This is a genomic window from Chryseobacterium metallicongregator, from assembly GCF_031324065.1.
Lineage (GTDB): Bacteria > Bacteroidota > Bacteroidia > Flavobacteriales > Weeksellaceae > Chryseobacterium > Chryseobacterium metallicongregator.
The window spans coordinates 18,716-41,754 of sequence record NZ_JAVIXS010000001.1; the positions used below are offsets into that span (position 1 = coordinate 18,716).

Below are 23,039 nucleotides of genomic sequence, written 5' to 3' on the forward strand. Positions count from 1 at the left end.
TCTAAGTTACTTATTTTAACCGTATTATTTTGCCGCTAGCTGTTCTTTTTTGATCTGTTCAATTCCCTTTTTGTAGGGAGTTACCTTAAATTCCGGGAACCTTTTCCTGAATTTTGAATCGTCAAAAAGATTATCATATTGATATCTTGGAAGCAGTTCCTTCAATTCTTTTGCATTTTTATTGAAGAAAGATCCTATGGTAAAAGCCAGATTGGGGATTACGGCATACCTGAATTCTTTCCCATAGATCTGAGAAGTCAATGCAATGAACTCTTTATAGGTTAACTTATTATCGTCTACCGGCAAATGCCAGGTTTGTCCATAAGCATCGGGAGTATTTCCAATTAAAGCGGTAGCACGGCTTGCATCAGGTGTCCAGATCAGACTTCGTAATTTATCATCTCTTAAAGGGACTTTCAGTTTTTTATCTTCTTTAATGGCATTGAAAATAAGACTATTGGTAATACTTTGAGTTTTTCCGGGGCCATAAAATTCTGGAGCTCTGCAGATGACGGCTTCTATTGTTCCGGCCTGCATTTCTTTTAAAAGCATTTCTGCCATCTGTTTTCTTATCATTCCTTTTCGCCCTACGGGAGCAAACGGAGTTTGTTCTGTTAAAACATCATTGTTTTGAGGATACATATAGGTGTTATCAAAAAACACGAGCTTGGTATCATTGATTTTACAAGCTTCAATAACGTTTTTCATAATGACCACGAATTGCTTTTCCCACAGATTAGTATCCATAGGAAGTCCAAGGGTAAAATAGGCAATTTCGCTTCCTTTCACAGCTTCAATTGCTCTTTCTCTGTCTGATAAATCTGCAGAAAAAATACTGTCAGTATCATTTACTTTTTTAGCATTTCTGCTGACAATACGGATATCTGAGGTATAATTTCTTTTTAGTTCTCTTGCCAGCTCTTCGCCAATCTGCCCATTGGCTCCTAATATCGTTTGCATCATTTTTTATTTTGAGGGTTGGATATCGCACTGAAAATAAACAGAATATTCAGTTGCTCTTATTTCTAATACAAAATTCGGGCATAATGATAAAAATAGAGTAGCTGAATTCATGAAAGTTGTAACATAATCTCTGAAGTCGCAAAAAAAGCCGGAAAAGTAAAGATCACAACGATGAATAATTTATTCTTTATTTCTCTTTGTTTCCTTTTCTTTCCCAGCCTTCTCTGCTCGTTAGCTTGATTTAATTTTTTCTATCCAGTGCCAGATAATTATCTTCAATTCTGCTGATCAATAGGTAAAATAAACCTGCATAGATCATCTGAATTCCCATGGCTTCCCAGTTTTCAACGGTACTGCTTCCAAAAAGCAGCAGGACGATCAGGGAAGCTCCGGCTATGGTGGCAATGCGGGTTTTAAAACCAATCATCAGCAATAATCCGATGAGAAATTCGAAAAAGGGTAGCGTTATCCCAAAGAGCTGTACCAATGGCTGTGGAAGCCAGCTTGTTTCAAAACCTTTCATCATTCCTGAGGCAAAGTCCTGTAATTTTACCAATCGGACCAATCCGTGTCCTAAAAGGTTTATTCCCATCGAAACACGAAGGAAAAAATAGGCTGTTTTTGTATTCATAGAGGTATGTTTTTGGGGTTGGGAGAGGGAAGGTATATTTGTCAAAAAAGTACTTTTAAGACTTCAACAAAATCATTCTTCCAGCTTCCATCCTCCTTACTTATTAAACTTTTCTTCACTATTATCAACCGGAGTATCGGGATCATTCATTACCATTTTGGCGATATCATCTTTTCTCATAAAGACTACACCTTGTTTTTCTTTGGTGTATTTAATGAATTCTTCCATGGCGTGCACCATTGCCGGAGTTCCACCGATTCTGTCATGAAAACTGATACTCATCATTCTTCTTTTTGATGCTCCTTCTTCATAAAGACGATCAAATTCAAATTTTAACTGATTCAAAAACTGATCAGGGCTCCAGTGTTTTCCTTCAATGTTAACAATATCATTATTACGTAATGTATAAGGGATTACCACAAAGTTTTTATCTTTTACTTTAGTAATGAAAGGTTCATCGTGGCTTAAATCATCTATATGATACAGAAAACCAAGATCTTGTAGTACTTTAAGCGTATTCGGGCTTCTTCTGAGCCAATTAGCGTTATAACCAACAGCTTTCTTCCCTGTAATCTTTTCAACGACATCTACGCCTTGCTTTACAAAATTCAGTTCATCGGCATAGCTCTTATTCCACTGGTTGTCCCAGGTAAAACCATGAGCTGCAATTTCATGACCACCGTTGGCAATAGCTTTGGCAACTTCAGGATATCTTTTAGCAGCGGTTCCCACTACATGAGAGGTTACTTTGATATTGTATTTTTTCCATAAATCCAACATTCGGTAAATTCCTTCATTTCCGCCGTAACGATACCAGCTTTCTGCCGGAAGATCGGGTTGTCCTTTAGGCAGAGGTGTCCCGCTGAATGGACTTTCTGCTCCTTCCGGCTGCCCTCCAGTTTCAAACTGCATGGAAACAGAAATAACCAATTGAGCTCCGTTGGGCCAGTATTTTTTAGTTGAAGCCTGTGTTTTATGCTGTTGTTTTTTATCAGTTTTATCTCCATCATGACGATCAGAAAAGGACATCAAAGCAATGGTTGAAGCAAGCAGCAATACGGATTGTTTTATATATTTCATTTTGAATGTATTGATAGTACAAATTTGATCAATAATCCAACAGTAGACATTGTAAAAATTAATGGTAAATTTGTAAAAATCCATTCTTAGATGAAACGAATCGTTAATTTCAATTCTTTCAATGTTTTCAGTATTGAAAAAGAAAATTGGGATGTTGAATATCATAATCATAACTTTTATGAGCTGATTATCATAGAAAGTGGAAAAGGATTTCATCATCTTAACAACATTACTTTTCCATACAAAAAAGGAGATGTTTTTCTTCTAAGGCCGAGTGATGGCCATGAATTTTCGATTAAAAACAAAACGAAATTCATTTATATCAAATTTACGGAACAGTATATCTGGGAAAATTTGCTATCTAATAAAAAGAATGAACTTCAGAAAGTTGTGCAGCTCCTGATGGAAGATCATTCTTTCGTTTATGAATCAGTGATTAAGAGTAAAACTGATAGGGTACATCTGTTACAGCTTGCCCGGATTCTTCTGTATGAATTCAGCCATAAAAACACTTATAACAAAGAGATAACGACTGATCTCTTTTCCAGTATTATTACGATTCTGATCCGAAATACGATGCAAAATGTTACTGCAAAAAACTGGATCACTCAAAATGTAAGCAGAATTGAGAGGATCTTATATTATATTAATGTCAATGCGTTGGATACCTATAAAATGAAAATTGAAAACCTTGCCAAAGAATTTATGCTGTCTCCGAACTATATCAGCATTCTCATCAAAAAGCAGACAGGTTTCTCCATACAACAGCATATTATACAGCATAAAATTAAAACTGCTGAAAAGCTTTTACTCCAGAGTCATTATAATATCAGTGAAATTGCTGATAAACTGGGCTTCAATGATGCCAGCCACTTCAATAAAATATTCAAGTCGTACAAAGAAATGTCTCCTTCTGAATTCAAGAAGAACCTGTAATAAGATAATAGCTTATGATATATTAGTACTACAATTTATCTCTTTATTCCGATTGCTTTTAATGCGCTGGAAGTTAAAAAGATATCGTCAAACACAGTCAGTGATTCTACATCATTGAATCCTGAAGGAATAAGATCATTTTTGTTAAAAGACAATTCAATAGAAGGGTCATAAGAAGCGATGATTCTCACTTTTGAGTATCCATTATAATCTACTTTAAATCCTTCAAACATACAATTCTGCTCAGCCTTTTGATATTCAGCATATTCTTCAAAACCGACAATATCCGTTCTTTTCCCATCATTATGGTCAAGAGATTTCCATGCTGTGTAATTTTTGGGCTCTTTTAAGATATTTCCTGTACGGTCTATGGGAACAAACATTCCAAGAGTCAGACGCTTCTTTAAGAAATTGGCATAATTATTCATCAGATTCAAAATCTGAAGATCAGCATATCCTTCGTGGGAATAATACTCCAGCACGAAAGTTGTCATAGGAATCAGCTTAAGAGAAGCATCAGTCGGCATATTTAGTCTTTACTTTTTTGGGCGATAAAAATAGTATTTTTATTTACGCTACCCAATGGAAACAGATGAATAGGATGGAATTTATACCCATTCTGAATAACAATAACTTTAGGACAAACTCTCATTTTTCATTATTTTTGAAGGAGTAACCATAAAAACCATTATGAACACCCCTGTGAAAGACATGAAAACTTTCGCAGATACCAATTACAATATGTTGAATAAGATACTATTGGCAGCCGGAATCATTCAATGCTGCTTCTACAATATCCAGGCTCAGAATGCCGGAGCACGCCCGATTTATACCTCCGAATGGGGTCACCTTTATCGTGAAAATGGAAACAATAAGAATGTTTTGGGAGTTTTTTCTACTGAAGCACCGGTTTACGTTCTGGATTCTACCCAAACACAATACAAAGTACAGGTAAGCAATGGTGATATTGGTTTTATAGACCGCCAGCTACTCCAAAAGTCTATGCATGGAAAAAAATCAGCGGGTGAGCCACTACAGTATTTCTATAGAGGAAAAGAAGGATACCAATGTCCACATTTTTATGTACAGGGATCAGAATTGCGTGTACGAAAAGGACCAACAACAGAAAGTACAGCGACCCGCAGAGCTGTTTTAAACGAGTTGATCTGTATTGATTATGTTCCTTTGTATCAGGATGGCTGGGTATATATTGGCGACCATTTCCACGAAAATCCGGAATATATCCAGATGAAATATCTGGGAACAGAACTTACCTACGATAAAATTCTGAAAGATTATCTGGCAGCAAAAGGAAAGAACAAGGAAAAAGAACTGGCTCAGGTTGGAAGATTACGCGAAATAGCATGGCTGGAAGATAAAAATCTTAAACAAGCATTACTCTATTGGAAAGAATCTTATTCAGGAATAAAAAATCCAAAAGTAGATATCGATTTTGAACTTCTTCTGGCAGATCAATCGGCGAAAAAGCCACAAACCGAAATCTATGAGAAAAAGCTGAAAAGTTTGAATATGCACTTTCTATGGAAAGAAACCCAACTTTTTGACGGAAAAATTACAGAGACACAAGTAAAACAGCTGGAAATGCAGAAGGTAAAAGACATTCCCAATACCCCTGAATGTGGCTGGAAACCTCAGTATTTTTACAGAACGTCCGATATTATTGTAGCTTTTGAAGAATATAAAGGAAAAGTTTCCGGAAGTATTTACAAAATGTCTTTTAACAACGGTGAAGCTGTAATTCTTGGCAATGAGCGTATGGATTCCAATTATAATGAAAAGGATTTTGTTACCCGTTTTGGAGATCTGCTCTCAACACGCTGGATTGCTTCTCCCCACGAATATTATATTCAGAATGGAGATGCAGGTGTCTTTATTTTTACATTTAAAGAAGGAAAACTTTTCAGCTATGAATGCATGTTTTATTGTTAGAAGTTTTAAATTATATTATCAATAGAGGTGGGCTTTAGCCCACCTAATTTATTATTCATCATGCCAAAGGCTTTAGCCAAAACTTAAAAAAATAAAGACCTATTTTCTAATAGAAGTGATTAAATTTTAAAGCTGTATCTTTACTTCACCAAACAAAATATTACAATATGTCATTTATAACACCGGAAGGAGCCAGGAAGGCTCAGCTATCCCTATCTGAAAGGGCACCCGTTGCTCATTCCATTCTCTCAGGGGAAGAGAATATTTCGAAATACAACAGTGGAGTATGTCATGATGTGGTTGCCTATGCATTGTATATGCGTGGTGCCAGGATAAGTCCTACTCAGCTTGCAGAATCTGCAGGACAAAAATGGTTAACCTTATTCAATTATCCGGCTGGAGAAAAATGGGATGGATATGCGCCCATTCCTGCAGGAAAAGCCATTGGTTTTTACAGGCTTATTGATAAAACATTTTTTCATTCAGCGGTTACGACAGGAAACGGAAATGAAATCAGATCTGTCAACGGATTTTCATTAGGATCAGCATGGACAGTACCTGTGGATATGAAATGGGTATTGGGTAAAAAGAATTCTGACGGAACCTTCAATTATGATGGCACCAAAATAGAAGTCTATATTTCTTCTTTATAACAGAATTTATATTTCAATACAACAAAAGGCAGATCAGTATATTCGCTTTTCTGCCTTTTTACTTTTTAAGCATCAGCACATTTCGGGCATATCCCGCTGATGATAAAATTATATTCCTGTGCGATAAAATGTTCCGGTAAACTGATTTCAGGAATAGCGTTTTCAATGCACGTCACGGAATGACATTTTTTACAGTTAAAATGAACATGATTGTGAAAATGCTGTTCATGTGTACATTTTCCACTACACTTTGCAAAATTCACCACACCGTCAATATTGACGATCTTGTGTATAGCACCTTCGTTTTCAAGCCTTTCCAATACCCTGTAAATGGTTACTCTATTGCACAGATCTCCCAGTTTCTTCTGAATATCAGAGTGGGTAAGGGCTATATCTGAACCATTGATAAGGTTTAAAATTTCCGTTTTGGCGTGTGTATTTCTGACCTGTTTCATATTTTAATGCAACAAAGTTGCGTTATTTAATTTTTTATTTCTACTTTTGCAACAAAGTTACGATAAGAAAATTAATCCATACTATTATGAAATCAAAAATTCTTGATGCTGTAGGAATCTCCGCTGCTGTTTTATGCCTGATTCATTGTATTGTCTTTCCGTTATTACTGATTGTTCCCTTGGGAATATCACACAATCCCTATATTGATCTGGCTTTTCTTTGTATTGGAGTAGTGGTCGTATTCAGAGTAACAAAGAAAATGGAAAAACGATGGTTAAAATTCCTTTTCTGGATATCTGTAGCCCTTATTTTCATTTCTATATTGACAGATTTCCTGTTTGAAGTCCATATTCCTCTGATTTATGCAGGAACTGCCGGATTAATTACCGGCCATATCATCAATTTTAAAAATCATAAACATTAAGAACATGACTAAAAAACTTCCTGTAACGGTACTCAGCGGCTTTCTGGGAGCTGGAAAAACGACACTACTGAATCATATTCTTCATAATAAACAAGGATTAAAAGTAGCAGTCATAGTGAATGATATGAGTGAAATTAATATTGATGCACGCCTTGTTGAAAATCAAAATACCCTTTCAAGAACTGAAGAAAAACTGGTAGAAATGAGTAACGGATGCATCTGCTGTACACTTCGTGAAGATCTTATGGTAGAAGTAGAACGTTTGGCGAATGAAAACCGTTTTGACTATCTCCTTATCGAAAGTACGGGAATCAGTGAACCTATTCCTGTTGCTCAAACCTTTACTTATATTGATGAAGAGAGTGGAATAGACTTGTCCCGTTTCAGTTATGTTGATACAATGGTAACGGTGATCGATTGTTTCAATTTCATGAATGATTTCGGCTCTAATGAAATGTTGCTGGATCGTGATCTTACCGATATGGAAGGCGATTACAGAACCATTGTCAATCTTCTGACCGACCAGATTGAATTTGCCAACGTGATTATTTTAAACAAAACAGATCTTATAGATGCAGAAACATTAGGCTTTTTAAAAGCAGCGATCAGAAAACTGAATCCAGATGCGACACTTTTACATGCAGAGTTCGGAAAAATTGATCCTCAAAAGATTTTAAATACACAGCTTTTTGATTTTGACAAAGCACAGTCATCCGCAGGCTGGCAAAAAGAATTACAGTCAGAACATCACATCCCGGAAACGGAAGAATACGGAATAAGTTCAATGGTTTTCAGAGATAAAAAACCCTTCCATCCTATAAGATTGTGGGAATATCTGAATCACCATTATCCGGAAGGAACCATCCGAGCTAAAGGATTATTCTGGTTAGCCTCAAGACCTAATGATGCATTGAATTTTTCTCAGGCAGGAGGTTCTTTCAGGCTTGAAAAAGCAGGCGTTTGGTGGAGTAGTATGCCTATGAATCACAGGGTTCAGTATTCTTCATTTGTAGAAAATCAAAAGTTCATAGAAAGCAGATGGGATAAAAACTGGGGTGACAGAATTAATGAATTGGTGTTTATCGGGCAGAATCTGGATAAAGAACAAATGTTATCAGACCTTCAGCATTGTCTTATTAACGAAAGTGAAAAGGAGCTGTTTGATAAAAATCAAAGTTTTGAAGATCCGTTTCCGAAGAATATTTAAAATTAACCTTTAATTAATGCAACAATGTTACGATAAAAAAAATAAATACGATAACTTTCAGCATTATTTCAAAAACAATATGGACAGAAGAAAATTTCTAAAAGGATCTGCACTGCTTTCAGGACTATTGACCTTATCACCATCCGATCTCTGGAGCTTCGGGAAGAACACTGAGCAACACGGAAAAGGGAAAGCTAAGAATATCATCTTCATGGTAAGTGACGGGATGAGCCTGGGAACACTTTCAATGGCAGACTTGTATTCACGGAACATGTTAGGAAAAGGAAGTAACTGGCTTAATCTGTATCATGATAAAAAAGTGACCCGTGCTTTGATGGACACCGCTTCTGCAAGTTCTATCGTTACAGATTCTGCTGCCGCAAGTTCAGCTTTTGGAGGAGGAATAAGAGTTAAAAACGGAACTCTGAATATAGGAGCCAATGGAGAAAAGCATCTTCCCATATGGCAGAAATATAAAAAAGCAGGAAAGAAAGCCGGTTGTGTGACTACGGTAACCATTACTCATGCGACTCCTGCAGGATTCTGTATAAATTCTTCCAAAAGAAATGCTGAACCTCAAATTGCAGAAATGTATGCAGAGCTGGAATTAGATGTGCTGTTTGGAGGCGGAGACGAATTTTTCAACCCTGCCAAAAGAGAAGATAAAAAAGACCTCTATTCTGTTTACAGCAAAAAAGGATACCGGATCCTGAAAACACAAAATGATCTGAAAGAAATCAAAAAAGGGGAAAAACTATTAGGAATCTTCAGTACAGGTGCATTACCCTATACTATTGACAGAACCCATCTTCAGGAGTACAAAAACACACCGACTCTTGCTGAAATGGCCACTACCGCCATCAATCAGATGAAAGATCATCCCGAAGGTTTTGTCCTTCAGGTAGAAGCCGGAAAAGTAGACTGGTCTGCTCATGCCAATGACGTAGCCGCACTTATCCATGATCAGCTGGCATTTGATGAAGCTGTAAAGGCAGTCATAGATTTTGCTGAAAAAGATGGAAATACTTTAGTCATCATCACTACAGATCATGGAAATGCGAATCCGGGAACTATTTACGGAGCTGAAGCCACCAAGCAGTTTAACAGTATTTCAGAATACAAATACACCAATGAATACATTCTGAACAAGATTCACAAAGATTATTCTGTAAAAGACATTAAAGACTGGATTTATGAAGGCAACAAAATTACACTGAACGATGATGAAGCCAAACATATTTTGAGTTTTTACAACGGACTTGAAAAAGAAGAAGGACTTTATAATTATAAGAAACTGCCTTTTAAATTATATTCAGAAATTCAGAAAAGCAGGAATTCTGTGGGGTGGATCAGCATGGATCATTCCGGAGATTATGTGGAAGTAGCTGCTTATGGCCCTGGAAACGAGTTTTTACAGCCGTTCATCAAAAATACAGACCTTCATGATCTGATGCTGAAGGCCTGTTCGGTATAGACATTCATATTTTTTCATATTTAATTATTTGGGAGATACGAGGCGGATTGATTGTGTCCGCCTTGTTTTTTTGTGCATAAAAACAAACTGCCATTAAAATTACACAGTAGGTGTTTTTACTTATTTCACATTAAGTAGAAATACTATTGTGATATTCTGTCAATTGAAGTAACTTTATAGTACCATCAATTTTAAAAAAACTTAAAAACCGTACTATGAACCATGTAAAATACAGAGTGGGGAAATGGCTGCCCTCAGACAGAAAGTTCCTTAACACCTGGCTGGAAAAAAAAGTAAAGCAGGCTCAAAACAGCAGACTTCCAATGAATCCGACCGTTGCTGATCTCAGGGACGCAATCTACAATAATCCTGTTTTATATATGAGTTTTACCAGCATGTATGATGAGATCCCACAAGGATATAATGAACCTGTAAAAAACTTCGAAACCATGCTCCTTATTATCAATCAGGTTTTACAGGAAGCGCCATGCTACAGTGTTATAGAAGATAATATAGGACTTGTAGGATTTCCGATTAATGCGATTGTAGACTGGGCAATGGGAACTCAGGCAGGATATTTAACGTTTCTTCATCCCGAAGTTAACGAAAAACTAAGCGTTATTTTAGCAGAATGGAAAACTTTTCTGGAATCTCCGGCATCACAATATGTTTTGGTGAATGGTCCGGTAAACCAGCCACAGCCGGATTACACCAATCCTTTAGGTTGGTTTTCTCCACAAGCTCTCGAAGCAATTGCTGCCATGGATCCTTTAAGAGGAAAAGGGAATAATCCTGAAGATCCTTTACAGAATTTCATTTACAATTATCAGTGCCAACCTAATGAACCTTATTTTGGATTTAAAAGCTGGGACGATTTTTTTACCCGTCAATTTAATCCAGGAGTAAGAGAAGTAAGTGAGGAGGACAAAGATCCGTCAGTTATTGTTAATGCCTGCGAATCGGCTCCTTACAATTGTGTTACTAATGCTCAGATGAAAGATAAATTCTGGATGAAAGGGCAACCTTATTCTTTACTGGATATCATGAACCATCATGAACTGGCTCAGAAATTTGGTGATAACAGCACAGTCTATCAGGCATTTCTTTGTGCTAAAACCTATCATCGATGGAACAGTCCGGTAGATGGTACTATTGTAGCCATTGAGAATGTTCCGGGAACTTATTATGCTGAAGCTCCTATTGAAGGATATGATCCTTCCGGTCCTAATGATTCTCAGGGATATATCACAGAACTGGCTGCACGTGCCTTGATTTTTATCCAGTCAGATAATGATAAAATAGGATTGATGTGCTTTGTTGCTATTGGAATGGCTGAAGTATCCAGCTGTGAAATTACTGTAAAAGAAGGGGATCACGTCAAAAAAGGAGATCCTATAGGCACCTTTCATTTTGGCGGATCTACCCATTGTTTGATTTTCAGGCCTGAAGTCAATATTGATTTTGATTTCCACGGGCAGACACCTTGCCTGAATACCTACAACATTCCTTTGAAAGCAAGAATCGGAGTAGTTACTAATTAAATCATACGTCAAAATCATATTTTATCAATCATAGAAACAGAAAATAATCTTCAGTTTCTATGATTTTTTTTATAGGTTATGAAACAGTAAACTTTTCCAAAATTCTGTCCTCAAAATATATGAATACTTTACATTTAAACACGCAAAACTTTGTTTATCAAATAATTAAATATCACTATGTTAAATTTAATCAAATGATTAAAATATTTGATTAAATAATAAATTTTGTTTATATCTTTGTAAGAGAAAATAGTAGGAATGAAAAAAATAGATAGCAGTACGGAAGAAAAAATAAAAGAAGCAGCCCGTACTGTGTTTTATAAAAAAGGATTTGCTGCCACAAGAACGCGGGACATCGCAGAAGAAGCGGGAATCAATCTGGCATTACTCAACTATTATTTCAGAAGTAAAGCAAAGCTTTTTGAGATGATTATGATAGAAACAATGGCAGGATTTTTTCAGAATTTAATGATGGTACTCAATGATAAAAATACCAGTATTGATGAGAAAGTGGTGGAAGTAGTAGGAAAATATATTGATCTCATCATCAAAGAACCGGAAATTCCAACGTTCATTATCAGTGAACTTCGCAATAATCCTAATCTGCTTTTACAAAAAATTCCTCTGAAAGAAGTAATAGAAACCTCCGAGTTTTTAAAACAACATCAGGAAGCCATAAAGAACGGAAGCATTAAAGAGCCCAATCCTCTCCATTTTCTGATCAATATACTCGGACTTACCGTATTTCCTTTTATTGCCAAGCCCATGTTACTGGGAAGCAGTAAACTGAATGACAAAGAATTTGAAAAGCTGATGCTGGAACGCAAGAAGCTCATTCCTATGTGGATAAAAGCCACCATGTCAATAGGATAATTTTTTTGTCCTTAATTTAATCAAATGATTAAATCTGATGAATAATAAATGTAAAATTGGTTTTAACTTCAAATAATCAATTCTTATGTATAGAAAATTTCATATACCTCTTCTTACGCTTTTTTTAAGTGTGACAGCTGTTACTTCTCTGAATGCTCAGTCTGCACCATTAACGCTTGAAGAATGTTATCACCTTGCAAAAGAAAATTATCCTACAATCAAAAAATTAGGAATTGTAGCAAAAACGGCAGAATACACAATAGATAACGCAAATAAAGGCTACCTGCCCAAAATTTCATTTACCAGTCAGGCAACTTACCAATCCCAAACTATCAGCTTTTCTGATGCTTTAGGGGCTCTACCTATCAATGCATCACTTCCGTCATTAAGTAGAGACCAATATAAAATTCAGGGAGAGGTAGATCAGTTATTATATGATGGTGGTATAATACACAACCAGAAAGAGCTTACAAAAGTTAATACAGAACTACAAACCCAAAATATAGAAGTTTCCTTATATACATTAAAACAGAGAATTAATGCTTTATTTTTCTCTATTCTTTTAACCAATGCTCAGCTCAGACAAAATGAAATAAAAAAAGCAAGCCTGCAGACTCAGGTACAGAAAGCAGAAGCATCTTTGCAATATGGAACAGCCTACCGCAGTAATGTAGATGAACTGAAGGCAGAAGTATTGAATACAGAGATGGCCGGTACAGAATATATATCCAGTCGCAACGCTTATCTGAAAATGCTTGGGATCTTTATTGGAAAAGAACTTTCCGATTCTTCAGTATTGGAATCCCCGGAGCCGGAACTTCTATCTGCGGAAATCAACAGACCGGAACTGAAAGGTTTTGATCTTCAGAAATCAGTCTACACATTACAGGAAGAACAGCTTAAATCTGATCTTATGCCTAAGGTAAGTGCTTTCTTTCAGGGAGCATATGGAAGACCTACTCTTAATATTATTGAAAATAAATTCGGACCATGGTTTATTACCGGAGTAAGATTCAGCTGGTCTCTGGAAAGTTTGTATACATCTTCCAATAAAAAACAAATTCTGGAGCTGAACAGAAAAGCTACCGATACGGACAAAGAAACATTTCTACTCAATACCAAAATGGACATGGCTCAGCAGGAAGAAAACATTAAAAAATACAGCAAGTTACTAGAGCAGGATAAAACCGTAATCGGTCTTCGACAATCTGTCACCAGATCAGCGGAAGCCCAACTGGCAAATGGTGTGATTACAACCCATGAATATATTCAGAAGCTTAATACAGAACACCTGGCTAATCAGACAATGATTCTTCATCAGATTCAGTTGTTACAGGCCAGATACAATCAGAAATTTATTTCCGGAAATTAATAATCCTCGAATCTTATGAAAAAAATGATCATCATATTAAGTGCTTTTGTCCTGTTAAGTGCATGTAAATCCAAAGACGATTTCGATGCTTCAGGAAACTTTGAAGCAGATGAAGTTATCGTTTCTGCCCAGCAAAACGGAGAATTAATTTCTTATTCCATACAGGAAGGAGCTACGCTTAAAGCAGGAGCTCAGGTGGGCCGTATTGACGTTACCATGGCCGAACTGCAGAAAGAGCAGGCAGAGGCCAGCATTCAAGCCTTACAGCAAAAAACAAGCAATACCAATGAACAGGATCTGCTGGTGAAAAAACAGCTGGCAGTACAGGAAGCACAGCTGGATCATCAGATTCATGAACGTACCCGTACCGCCAATCTGGTAAAGGCAGACGCTGCAACCCGAAAACAGTTAGACGACATTGATGCTGCCATTGTACAGCTGAGAAAACAGATCGCTGCTACCCGCCAGCAACTTTCTGTCAATAATTCCAACAACAGTACTCAAAACAGAAGTATTTTAAGTGAAAAAGCTCCCCTGGAAAAAACAGCAGCACAATTTCAGGAACAGATTAATAAAGGAACTATTATCAATCCTATCAACGGGACAGTTTTGGTTAATTATGCGCTAAAGGGTGAAATGCAGGTGATTGGAAAACCTCTGTATAAAATAGCAGATATCAGTACTCTGGATCTCAGAGCTTATATTACCGGAACGCAATTGCCACAGGTCAAACTTGGTCAGAAGGTAAAAGTAAGAATCGATCAGGGAGAAAAAGGATTTAAAGAATATCCGGGAATCATTACATGGATTTCAGACAAATCGGAATTTTCTCCCAAAACCATCCAAACCAAAGACGAAAGAGCTAATCTTGTCTATGCAATCAAAATCCGGGTGAAAAATGATGGCTATCTGAAGATAGGAATGTACGGAGAAACACTATTTTAAAAAATTAAATACAATCACCAGAAAATGTTTTCCATTACCGTAAAAAATATAATCAAAACCTACAATGGCGTAATAGCAGTAGATGATATTTCTTTTGGTGTAAAGAAAGGAGAGCTTTTTGGTCTTATCGGGCCTGATGGAGCCGGAAAAACCTCTCTATTCCGGATTCTGACCACTCTTTTACTGGCAGACAGCGGAACGGCAGAAGTGGAAGGTCATGATGTGGTAAAGGAATATCAGACCATCCGAAATAAAGTAGGGTACATGCCCGGAAAATTCTCGCTTTATCAGGATCTTACCGTGAATGAAAACCTGAATTTCTTTGCTGCCATTTTTGAAACAAGTATTGAAGAGAATTACGATCTGATTAAAGATATTTATGAACAGATTAAACCATTCGGTAAGCGGCGGGCGGGCAAACTCTCTGGAGGAATGAAACAAAAACTGGCCTTATGCTGCGCTCTGATCCATAAACCGGACGTCTTATTTCTTGATGAGCCCACTACCGGAGTAGATGTTGTTTCCAGAAAAGAATTCTGGGATATGCTGACTAAACTGAAAGAGCAGAATATCACCATTCTGGTATCAACACCTTATATGGATGAAGCAAAACTTTGTGATCGGATTGCTTTGATGCAGAATGGAAAAATAATGTCTGTGGACCAGCCTTCGAACATTGTCAACAGTTTTCCCAAACCACTTTTTGCTGCTAAAAGTAACCATATTTACCTGCTGCTGGAGGCTCTCCGTACGGACAAAGATATTGAAAGCTGTTATGCTTTTGGAGAATATCTGCACCTTACATTAAACGAAGATGGAGATATGCAATCTGTAATAGATATAGCAGAAAGATATCATCCGGAAAGTTTGGAAGTGATGAAAATAACTCCAACCATTGAAGACAGTTTTATCCGGCTGATGCGTGAACAAAAAGAAGTAAATCATGGAGAATAAAGCAATTATCTGTAGAGACCTCACCAAACAGTTTGGAGACTTTAAAGCTGTGGATGCCATTTCTTTTGACGTGGATCAAGGCGAGATATTCGGTTTCCTTGGAGCTAACGGAGCCGGAAAAACTACCGCCATGCGGATTCTGTGCGGATTATCTTATCCTACTTCAGGAACAGCATCAGTAGCCGGATTCAATGTATATAAACAACAGGAACAGATCAAAAAAAAAATTGGCTATATGAGCCAGAAATTTTCACTCTATGATAACCTTACTATTCTGGAGAATATTGAGTTTTATGGAGGGGTATATGGCGTTTCCCGCAAGGATATAAAGACAAGAAGTGCAGAACTGATAACTACATTAGGTTTAGAAAGTGAGGCGAAAAAACTGGTAGGAGCCCTGCCATTAGGCTGGAAACAAAAACTGGCATTCTCGGTGGCGGTTTTTCACAAACCTAAAATTGTATTTCTTGATGAGCCGACCGGAGGTGTAGATCCTATTACCAGAAGACAGTTCTGGGATATGATTTATCAGGCAGCAGCAGATGGCATTACGGTGTTTGTAACCACACACTATATGGATGAAGCAGAATACTGCAACCGGATCTCTGTGATGGTAGATGGAAGGGTAGAAGCCATGGATACTCCTTCCAATCTTAAAAAGAAGTTCAATACCCATTCCATGGATGATGTATTTTATGAACTGGCAAGAGGAGCCAAAAGATCAGCCGACTAGACGTCAACGGATAAAAAGTTGTCCAAAAAAGACTAAACAATGAAACAATTATTCGTATTTATCAGAAAAGAATTCTATCATGTATTCAGAGACCGGAGAACGCTGCTGATTCTTTTCGGTATGCCCGTTGTTCAGATCATCCTTTTTGGGTATGCTTTGAGCAGTGAGGTTAAAAATATCGGGATTACGGTTTTGGATAATGCCCATGATATTCAATCTGAGCAGATCATTTCAAAGATAAAATCAAGTTCCTATTTCCAGATGCAGGAGTCTTCCATAAATTATCCGGATATCGAGAAAAAATTCAGGGAAGGGAAGATAAAATGCGCCGTAATATTTCCTGTGAATTTCGGTTCGGACCTTTATACCACTACCGGAGCGCAAATCCGGATTATTGCTGATGCATCAGATCCGAACACAGCAACTATTCTTACCAATTATCTCAATGCAATGATTGCAGACTACCAGCAGCAGCTCAATCCCAATATAAAACCTTCCTATAAAATTATCCCCGAAATGAGGCAGCTTTATAATGAAGAGCAGAACGGATCTCTTAATTTTATTCCTGGTGTTATTGCCCTTATCTTTATGATTGTAAGCACTGCTTTAACCTCAGTGGCCGTTGTTCGCGAAAAAGAAATGGGAACTATGGAAATATTATTGGTGTCTCCCTTCAAACCCGTTATGGTATTGGTAGCAAAGGCAATTCCTTATCTCGTCCTGTCTCTTGTTAACTTTATCATTATTCTCCTTCTCTCTGTTTATTTATTAGACGTAGAGATTCGCGGAAGTCTTGTTTTACTCTTTGCAGAAAGTATCTTGTTCATTATCACATGTCTATCATTAGGTTTGCTGATATCAAATGTAACCAACTCTCAGCAGACCGCTATGTTGATTTCCATGATGGGAATGATGCTTCCTACCTTATTATTAACGGGATTTATGTTCCCGGTAGAAAATATGCCTGTCGTTTTTCAGGTGATATCCAGAATTCTTCCCTCAAGATATTATTATGATATTGTAAAAGCAGTCATGCTTAAAGGTCTTGATTTCAGATATGTATGGAAAGAGACGTTGGTTTTACTGATCATGTCGGTAGGATTGCTGGCACTTGCCCTGAAGAAATTTAAAATCCGCCTGTCATGAGAATAATGGTATTCATATTGAGAAAAGAATTTCGTCAGATATTCACGGATAAAACGATCCTTGCGATGATGTTTGTAATGCCTGTAGTACAGCTGATCATTATGCCTCTGGCCGCCAATTTTGAAGTGAAAAACGTCAATATTGCCTATGTAGATCATGACCACAGCAGCTATTCCCAAAAATTACTTCACAAAATCATGTCTTCCGGTTACTTTAAACTGGCAGGAAATCCTGAATCCTATAAAAATGGATTAAAAATGATTGAAGAAGCAAATGCCGACCTTGTTTTGGAAATTCCTCCCGGATTTGAACGTAATCTTGTACGGGAAGGAAGCCAGAAGGTAAATCTCTCTATTGATGCAATTAATGGAACAAAATCTGCATTGGGGGGAAGTTATTTGCTCTCCGTGATCAATGATTTCAACAATAGTCTGGATGTAAATGTTAAATTATCAGCCCGGAAATCAGACAACTCTTCTGCGAAAATTGTTATTAAAGAAACCAACTGGTATAATCCAAGAGCAGAATATAAATACTATATGGTTCCGGGTATATTAGTGCTTCTTCTTACTTTGATAGGAGGTTTTATCACTGCCTTAAACATCGTAAAAGAGAAGGAAATAGGGACGATTGAACAAATCAACGTAACTCCTATAAAAAAATGGCAGTTTATCTTAGGTAAGCTGATTCCTTTCTGGATTGTAGGAATGATCGTTTTTACCATAGGGCTCGTCGTAATGTATGTTATTTATGGCATTTTTCCGGAAGGAAGCCTTCTCACCCTGTATGTTTTTGCCGCCATTTATCTTATTGCTTTACTGGGATTGGGACTGCTCATATCTACTTTTGCTGATACGCAGCTGCAAGCCATGTTTATTGCCTATTTCTTTATGATGGTATTTATGCTGATGAGTGGTTTTTTCACCAATACAGAGAGTATGCCGGACTGGGCTCGGAAAATGTCTAATCTTACTCCTGTAACTCATTTTATTAAAGTAGTAAGACTCATTGTATTGAAAGGAAGTAGATTTTATGAAGTACAAACCGAATTCTATTATCTGATAGGTTTTGCAGTGGTACTTAATGGTCTTGCCATCTATAATTACCGAAAAACCAATTAAACAAAATGAAATGGGTGGAATTTAAATTCCACCCATTACAAACATATTTTCCATTGTAGGGACTTTGCTTCCGCCCTCTTTTTCAAGCGTAATCGCAAAAGCCTGGGCTTCTGGTATATTGGCCAAAGCAATCCTACTGTCTTTATCTTCAGTGTACATTCCTGCATCTACAGGTTTCCCGTCATCAATTGCCCAAAGCTGATACTGCATTCCTGCGGGCGCTTTAGGAAGCTTTTCAGCATTCAGATAAACTTCTTTTGTTTTCTTATCCCAGAAAACCATCGCTTTTGCATCTGTGTGCTTTTCTACACCTTTAAGCATAACCATCTGCATATCGGGATTAGAGAACATATCAATCTTCTGATTCATCTTCTCCATCACCTGATCCTGATGTTTTTTATCTGCTATCAGTAATGACATTTCATTCTTATTGGCAGATTGGCTGTTCATCCAGAAGAAATTTCCGGCAACACTTACTAGAAACAATACTGAAGCTGCTATTGCATAGGTTTTCCAAGGAGTGTTTCTCTGAATCTCCTTTCTGTCTGTATTATTTTCTGTCTGTCTTCCTACTTCAGGAATATCTGCTGAAAGAACAGGAGCAACTTCTTCAACTACCTGTTCCTGCTGAATTTTATTCCAGATTTTAGATTTCAAATCACTTGGAGGTGTTACAGCCTGGGCTGTAGCAAGATGTTCCAAAGTTGTCTGTGCCTCTTCAAAAGCCGCTTTTACTTCAGCATTATTCTTCATCACACACTCCAAAATCCCCGCTTCCTCGGGAGAAGCATGGCCAAGAATATAAGATTCTATAATTCCGGATGATATGTATTCTTTAGTGTTCAATTTATTGATAATCTTTTAGCAAATCTTTTAATTTCATCAATGCATTCCGCATTTTCGTTTTTACCGTTCCCAGCGGTATCTTCAGCTTTTCGGATATTTCATGTTGGGTATATCCCTGATAATAAGCAAGATTTATCAGTTCCTGCTTGTCCACTTCAAGGCCTTCAAGTACATTATTAAATCCAATATAATCAGATGAATTATTGACTGTTGAAAGCTCTGCAGTATTATATACGAAATCTGGAAGTGATTGGTTTTTAAGTTCATTCTGGAACCCTTTAGACTTTAAATAATCAATAGCAGTATTCCTGGCAATATTGATCATCCATGTATAAAATCTTCCTTTGGAAGCGTCATATTGATGGATAGAATTCCATATTTTGACAAAGACATCCTGAATAACTTCTTCTGTGTATTCTTTAGATTGAACAATCCGGAGAATGATTCCATACAACGCACCGGAATAGTGGTCATACAGATAATGAAAACCGTTTTCGTTTTTTTCTTTTAATAAAACGATAAGTTCCTCTTCCGAATAGGTTGTTTTAATAGCGTTTATTTTTCTAGTCAAATGTAATAAAATAAAACATATTCCCAACAAAATCTACAACAACTTTTATTTCGTACATGATAATAAGAAAATAATTAAAAAATAGTCAATATGAAAACACCATTTTCAAAAACAATACTTGCTTTTTGCGTTGTCTTATCTTTCGGGACTTATCACGCACAAAGTACTCTTTTTAAAAGCAAAAATCCATATTACTCACACACTGCACAAAATACACTGAAAGTAAGCAATAATGAATGGAAAAAGATTTTAAAACCAGAACTCTATCAGGTGGCCAGAGAAGGAGCTACAGAAACGGCTTTTACCGGAAAATATTATGAATTTGATGAAAAAGGGACTTATTATTGTGCCGTATGCGGGAATCCTCTTTTTATTTCAACCTCCAAATTCGCTACCACCTGCGGCTGGCCTTCTTTTTATCAGCCCATTGGTAAAAAAAGTGTCAAATACAGAAAAGATACTTCTTATCACATGGAACGTACGGAAGTACTATGCGGAAGATGTGATTCTCATTTGGGACACGTCTTTGATGATGGTCCGAAACCTACAGGAAAACGTTTCTGCATGAACTCTATATGTCTTGAATTTATTCCAAATAAAAAATAATAAACTGATTTACAGTGAATTAAAAATAATTTTCATTTTTTTCAATCTAAAATAAAACCAACCTCGTAAATGATTTTAAAACACACCAGTATAATTAACTAAAAATCAACGCAATGAACACACATTCAAAAATCACAGTTTTAGCAATGGTAGCTTTATCATTTGCTTTCAGCGGAAAGGTAACTGCACAAACGATGAAAGAAAAAACAGTAATGGTAGGAGGAGCCCCTATGTATCCATCCAAAAATATTATTGAAAACGCGGTCAACTCCAAAGATCACAAAACTCTTGTTGCAGCAGTGAAAGCAGCAGGTTTGGTAGAAACTCTACAGGGCGCAGGACCTTTTACTGTACTGGCACCTACAGATGCTGCCTTTGCAAAACTTCCGAAAGGAACAGTAGAAAACCTTGTAAAACCTGAAAACAAAGCAATGCTTACTTCCATCTTAACTTATCACGTTCTTCCCGGAAGATACAGTGCTAAAGAAATATGGACAGCCGTAAAAGCAGGGAACGGAAAAAGCATGATGAAAACAGTACAGGGTGAAAATCTTACATTCTGGACAAAAGGTAAAGATCTTTACATAAAAGATGCAAAAGGAAACAGTGCCAAAGTAACGATTGCTGATGTGAACCAATCTAATGGAGTGATTCATGTAATAGATACGGTATTGATGCCATAATAAATTCTAAGATTTCAAACAGCATATTCAGTATGCTGTTTTTCTTTCTTTTATATCTAACACTAAAAAATTAATAGTATGAAAAAACCAATTCAGGTTTCTAATCAGGGTGCCACCCTTGATACCAGCAGAAGAAACTTTTTAAAATTAGGTGGAGTAGGATTAGCCATTGCAGGCCTTACCATCATCGGATGTAATGATGATGATGACTTCCAGATTATAGAAGAATCCAAGTATGATCTTGGCACAGGAGATGTAGGTGTACTCAATTATGCTTATGCTTTAGAACAGCTTGAAGCCGATTTTTACACGAAAGTGGTGAACAATTTTTATACGGGAATTTCCAGTATTGAAAAAGAGGTTTTTACAGATCTCTATCATCATGAGGTGATTCATAGAGATTTCTTCAAAGTTGCCATTAGTGGCGCTACAGATCATGTGCTTCCTAAGCTTGAATTCCAGTATCCGAATGTGAATTTTAATGACAGGAATTCAGTATTGGCTACCGCAAAAGCATTGGAAGATACCGGTGTTGCAGCTTATAATGGAGCAGGAAAATATATTTCCAATCCTGCCTATCTTGTGATTGCCGGTAAAATAGTTTCTGTGGAAGCCAGACATGCCTCTGCCATCAGAAATCTAATCAATCCCGGATCTGCCGATTTTTCGGGAGATGATGTGATAGATGCTAATGGACTTGATCTCGCCAAAGAGCCAAAAGATATTGTAATGGCTGCCGGAGCATTTATCAAAACACCTTTTACCTGGAAAGAAAGAGGAATCAACTAATCATTCACCTTAAAAACTCACATTATGAATATTCTTAGATTACTGGACAAGCTTTCTGATGATAAATTTTTCACTTCAGAAGCTTCAAGACTGGAAACCATTACGAATATTTCTTTATTCGGAAAAAAAGCAGCTACAGCAGCTGTACCTCTTGGATTAGGAGCGATGATGGCTACTCCAGCCAAAGCAGAAGCTCCAAAAGCAAAATTAACAGGTATGGCTCTAAAAAGTACACTCACAGATGCTTTACAGCTGGCATTGGTACTGGAATATCTGGAAAATGAGTACTACAGCATCGGATTGTCAACACCAGGATTAATTCCTAATGGAGACAGAACCGTTTTCATGCAGATTTCAAAACATGAATCTGCCCATGTAAGCTTCCTGAAAAGCACACTGACTTCTTTAGGAACAACTCCCGGAAATAAGCCTACGTTTGATTTTACGGCAGGCGGAAATTTCATGCCTTTTATAGATTATAACCAATTTCTTATCCTTGCTCAGGCCTTTGAAGATACCGGAGTAAGAGCTTATAAAGGACAGGCAGGAAATGTGATGTCCAACAAAGTGGTGCTTCAGGCAGCATTACAGATTCATTCCGTTGAAGCAAGACATGCTTCACAAGTAAGAAGAATGAGAGCCAACAAAGGGTGGATTGAGCTTGCTAACGGAGGAAGTATGCCTTCAGCCACCAATCCTGTGTATGCAGGAGAAGACAATACCAATCAGGCAGGCTACAACACAGCAACTCTATTTGGTGCTGCGGCAGGTTCTGCAGCTTATGATGAAATTTTAAGCGGCAGCGATGCACAGGCTATTGCTTCATTGTTCATAGTTTAGTTGTGATTTGGATGATGATAAGTGGTGAGTCCATTTCCGAATTTTCCGGGAATGGACTTTTTGAAATAATAAATGATCTGCCTTCAAAAATATTCATATTTAAGATGTATTATACAACAGATTTCATTCATTAAGCATCTTATTATCAGACCAGGTACTTTTATCTTTATAATAGATATTACTTCTTTATTTATTTAAAAACTTTTCCTGGTTAATTTTAAATAAATACACATATAGCTTTATTA

At 37.0% G+C, this 23,039-nt stretch carries 25 protein-coding genes; 18 read left to right on the forward strand and 7 right to left on the reverse strand.

The features are described from left to right. Positions 1-24 precede the first annotated feature (24 nt). The 3 genes from REB14_RS00080 to REB14_RS00090 form a co-directional block, all read right to left on the reverse strand. Positions 25-960 (reverse strand): NAD-dependent epimerase/dehydratase family protein, encoded by a 936-nt coding sequence (locus REB14_RS00080; RefSeq protein ID WP_309521573.1) that lies wholly within the window; start codon positions 958-960, stop codon positions 25-27. 244 nt (positions 961-1,204) lie between these two features. Next, positions 1,205-1,594, reverse strand: a complete 390-nt coding sequence (locus REB14_RS00085) for a DoxX family membrane protein (protein ID WP_309521164.1) — start codon at positions 1,592-1,594, stop codon at positions 1,205-1,207. Between the two features lie 96 nt (positions 1,595-1,690). Next, positions 1,691-2,674: a polysaccharide deacetylase family protein gene (locus tag REB14_RS00090; protein ID WP_309521165.1), complete on the reverse strand. Its 984-nt coding sequence runs from the start codon at positions 2,672-2,674 to the stop codon at positions 1,691-1,693. A 90-nt stretch (positions 2,675-2,764) separates the two neighbouring features. Between REB14_RS00090 and REB14_RS00095 the strand changes: the two genes are divergently transcribed. After that, positions 2,765-3,610 (forward strand): AraC family transcriptional regulator, encoded by an 846-nt coding sequence (locus REB14_RS00095; RefSeq protein WP_309521166.1) that lies wholly within the window; start codon positions 2,765-2,767, stop codon positions 3,608-3,610. Positions 3,611-3,645: 35 nt separating this feature from the next. Here REB14_RS00095 and REB14_RS00100 read toward each other — a convergent pair whose 3' ends face one another. After that, positions 3,646-4,137 (reverse strand): hypothetical protein, encoded by a 492-nt coding sequence (locus tag REB14_RS00100; protein WP_079241749.1) that lies wholly within the window; start codon positions 4,135-4,137, stop codon positions 3,646-3,648. A 163-nt stretch (positions 4,138-4,300) separates the two neighbouring features. Between REB14_RS00100 and REB14_RS00105 the strand changes: the two genes are divergently transcribed. Both REB14_RS00105 and REB14_RS00110 read left to right on the forward strand, forming a co-directional pair. Next, positions 4,301-5,560, forward strand: coding sequence for an SH3 domain-containing protein (locus tag REB14_RS00105; RefSeq protein WP_309521167.1), 1,260 nt, complete (start codon positions 4,301-4,303; stop codon positions 5,558-5,560). Between the two features lie 167 nt (positions 5,561-5,727). Continuing rightward, positions 5,728-6,213: a hypothetical protein gene (locus REB14_RS00110; RefSeq protein WP_309521168.1), complete on the forward strand. Its 486-nt coding sequence runs from the start codon at positions 5,728-5,730 to the stop codon at positions 6,211-6,213. 65 nt (positions 6,214-6,278) lie between these two features. Here REB14_RS00110 and REB14_RS00115 read toward each other — a convergent pair whose 3' ends face one another. Further along, on the reverse strand, positions 6,279-6,668 hold the full coding sequence (locus REB14_RS00115) for a Fur family transcriptional regulator (protein ID WP_309521169.1): 390 nt from the start codon (positions 6,666-6,668) through the stop codon (positions 6,279-6,281). A gap of 86 nt (positions 6,669-6,754) precedes the next feature. Between REB14_RS00115 and REB14_RS00120 the strand changes: the two genes are divergently transcribed. The 11 genes from REB14_RS00120 to REB14_RS00170 all read left to right on the forward strand — a co-directional run bounded on the left by REB14_RS00120 (position 6,755) and on the right by REB14_RS00170 (position 18,459). Further along, positions 6,755-7,093, forward strand: coding sequence for a MerC domain-containing protein (locus tag REB14_RS00120; protein ID WP_309521170.1), 339 nt, complete (start codon positions 6,755-6,757; stop codon positions 7,091-7,093). 4 nt (positions 7,094-7,097) lie between these two features. Continuing rightward, positions 7,098-8,300: a GTP-binding protein gene (locus REB14_RS00125; RefSeq protein ID WP_309521171.1), complete on the forward strand. Its 1,203-nt coding sequence runs from the start codon at positions 7,098-7,100 to the stop codon at positions 8,298-8,300. 79 nt (positions 8,301-8,379) lie between these two features. Then, on the forward strand, positions 8,380-9,774 hold the full coding sequence (locus REB14_RS00130) for an alkaline phosphatase (RefSeq protein ID WP_309521172.1): 1,395 nt from the start codon (positions 8,380-8,382) through the stop codon (positions 9,772-9,774). Between the two features lie 215 nt (positions 9,775-9,989). Then, positions 9,990-11,315 (forward strand): phosphatidylserine decarboxylase family protein, encoded by a 1,326-nt coding sequence (locus REB14_RS00135; RefSeq protein WP_079241755.1) that lies wholly within the window; start codon positions 9,990-9,992, stop codon positions 11,313-11,315. Between the two features lie 258 nt (positions 11,316-11,573). Beyond that, positions 11,574-12,188 carry a TetR/AcrR family transcriptional regulator gene (locus REB14_RS00140; protein ID WP_309521173.1) on the forward strand — a complete coding sequence of 205 codons (615 nt, stop codon included), beginning with the start codon at positions 11,574-11,576 and terminating at the stop codon, positions 12,186-12,188. A gap of 85 nt (positions 12,189-12,273) precedes the next feature. After that, positions 12,274-13,560, forward strand: coding sequence for a TolC family protein (locus tag REB14_RS00145; RefSeq protein WP_309521174.1), 1,287 nt, complete (start codon positions 12,274-12,276; stop codon positions 13,558-13,560). 15 nt (positions 13,561-13,575) lie between these two features. Beyond that, positions 13,576-14,505, forward strand: a complete 930-nt coding sequence (locus tag REB14_RS00150; protein ID WP_309521175.1) for an HlyD family secretion protein — start codon at positions 13,576-13,578, stop codon at positions 14,503-14,505. A gap of 24 nt (positions 14,506-14,529) precedes the next feature. After that, the gene (locus tag REB14_RS00155; RefSeq protein WP_309521176.1) at positions 14,530-15,459 is read left to right on the forward strand and encodes an ABC transporter ATP-binding protein; all 930 of its coding nucleotides are present in this window, start codon (positions 14,530-14,532) and stop codon (positions 15,457-15,459) included. Then, on the forward strand, positions 15,449-16,192 hold the full coding sequence (locus tag REB14_RS00160; RefSeq protein ID WP_309521177.1) for an ABC transporter ATP-binding protein: 744 nt from the start codon (positions 15,449-15,451) through the stop codon (positions 16,190-16,192). Before REB14_RS00155 ends, REB14_RS00160 begins: the two co-directional genes overlap by 11 nt. A 39-nt stretch (positions 16,193-16,231) precedes the next feature. Further along, on the forward strand, positions 16,232-17,338 hold the full coding sequence (locus tag REB14_RS00165; protein ID WP_309521178.1) for an ABC transporter permease: 1,107 nt from the start codon (positions 16,232-16,234) through the stop codon (positions 17,336-17,338). Continuing rightward, positions 17,335-18,459, forward strand: coding sequence for an ABC transporter permease (locus REB14_RS00170; RefSeq protein ID WP_309521179.1), 1,125 nt, complete (start codon positions 17,335-17,337; stop codon positions 18,457-18,459). Before REB14_RS00165 ends, REB14_RS00170 begins: the two co-directional genes overlap by 4 nt. Before the next feature lie 21 nt (positions 18,460-18,480). Here REB14_RS00170 and REB14_RS00175 read toward each other — a convergent pair whose 3' ends face one another. Together REB14_RS00175 and REB14_RS00180 are read right to left on the reverse strand one after the other, a co-directional pair. After that, positions 18,481-19,305, reverse strand: coding sequence for an anti-sigma factor (locus REB14_RS00175; protein WP_309521180.1), 825 nt, complete (start codon positions 19,303-19,305; stop codon positions 18,481-18,483). A gap of 1 nt (position 19,306) precedes the next feature. Further along, positions 19,307-19,876 carry an RNA polymerase sigma factor gene (locus REB14_RS00180; protein WP_309521181.1) on the reverse strand — a complete coding sequence of 190 codons (570 nt, stop codon included), beginning with the start codon at positions 19,874-19,876 and terminating at the stop codon, positions 19,307-19,309. A 90-nt stretch (positions 19,877-19,966) separates the two neighbouring features. Between REB14_RS00180 and msrB the strand changes: the two genes are divergently transcribed. The 4 genes from msrB (at position 19,967) to REB14_RS00200 (ending at position 22,794) form a co-directional block, all read left to right on the forward strand. Continuing rightward, positions 19,967-20,482, forward strand: a complete 516-nt coding sequence (gene msrB, locus REB14_RS00185; protein WP_079241764.1) for a peptide-methionine (R)-S-oxide reductase MsrB — start codon at positions 19,967-19,969, stop codon at positions 20,480-20,482. A gap of 113 nt (positions 20,483-20,595) precedes the next feature. Beyond that, on the forward strand, positions 20,596-21,165 hold the full coding sequence (locus REB14_RS00190; RefSeq protein WP_079241765.1) for a fasciclin domain-containing protein: 570 nt from the start codon (positions 20,596-20,598) through the stop codon (positions 21,163-21,165). A 78-nt stretch (positions 21,166-21,243) separates the two neighbouring features. Then, positions 21,244-21,954 (forward strand): ferritin-like domain-containing protein, encoded by a 711-nt coding sequence (locus tag REB14_RS00195; RefSeq protein WP_034697923.1) that lies wholly within the window; start codon positions 21,244-21,246, stop codon positions 21,952-21,954. Positions 21,955-21,978: 24 nt separating this feature from the next. Beyond that, positions 21,979-22,794 carry a ferritin-like domain-containing protein gene (locus REB14_RS00200; protein ID WP_079241766.1) on the forward strand — a complete coding sequence of 272 codons (816 nt, stop codon included), beginning with the start codon at positions 21,979-21,981 and terminating at the stop codon, positions 22,792-22,794. Positions 22,795-23,039: the final 245 nt, after the last annotated feature.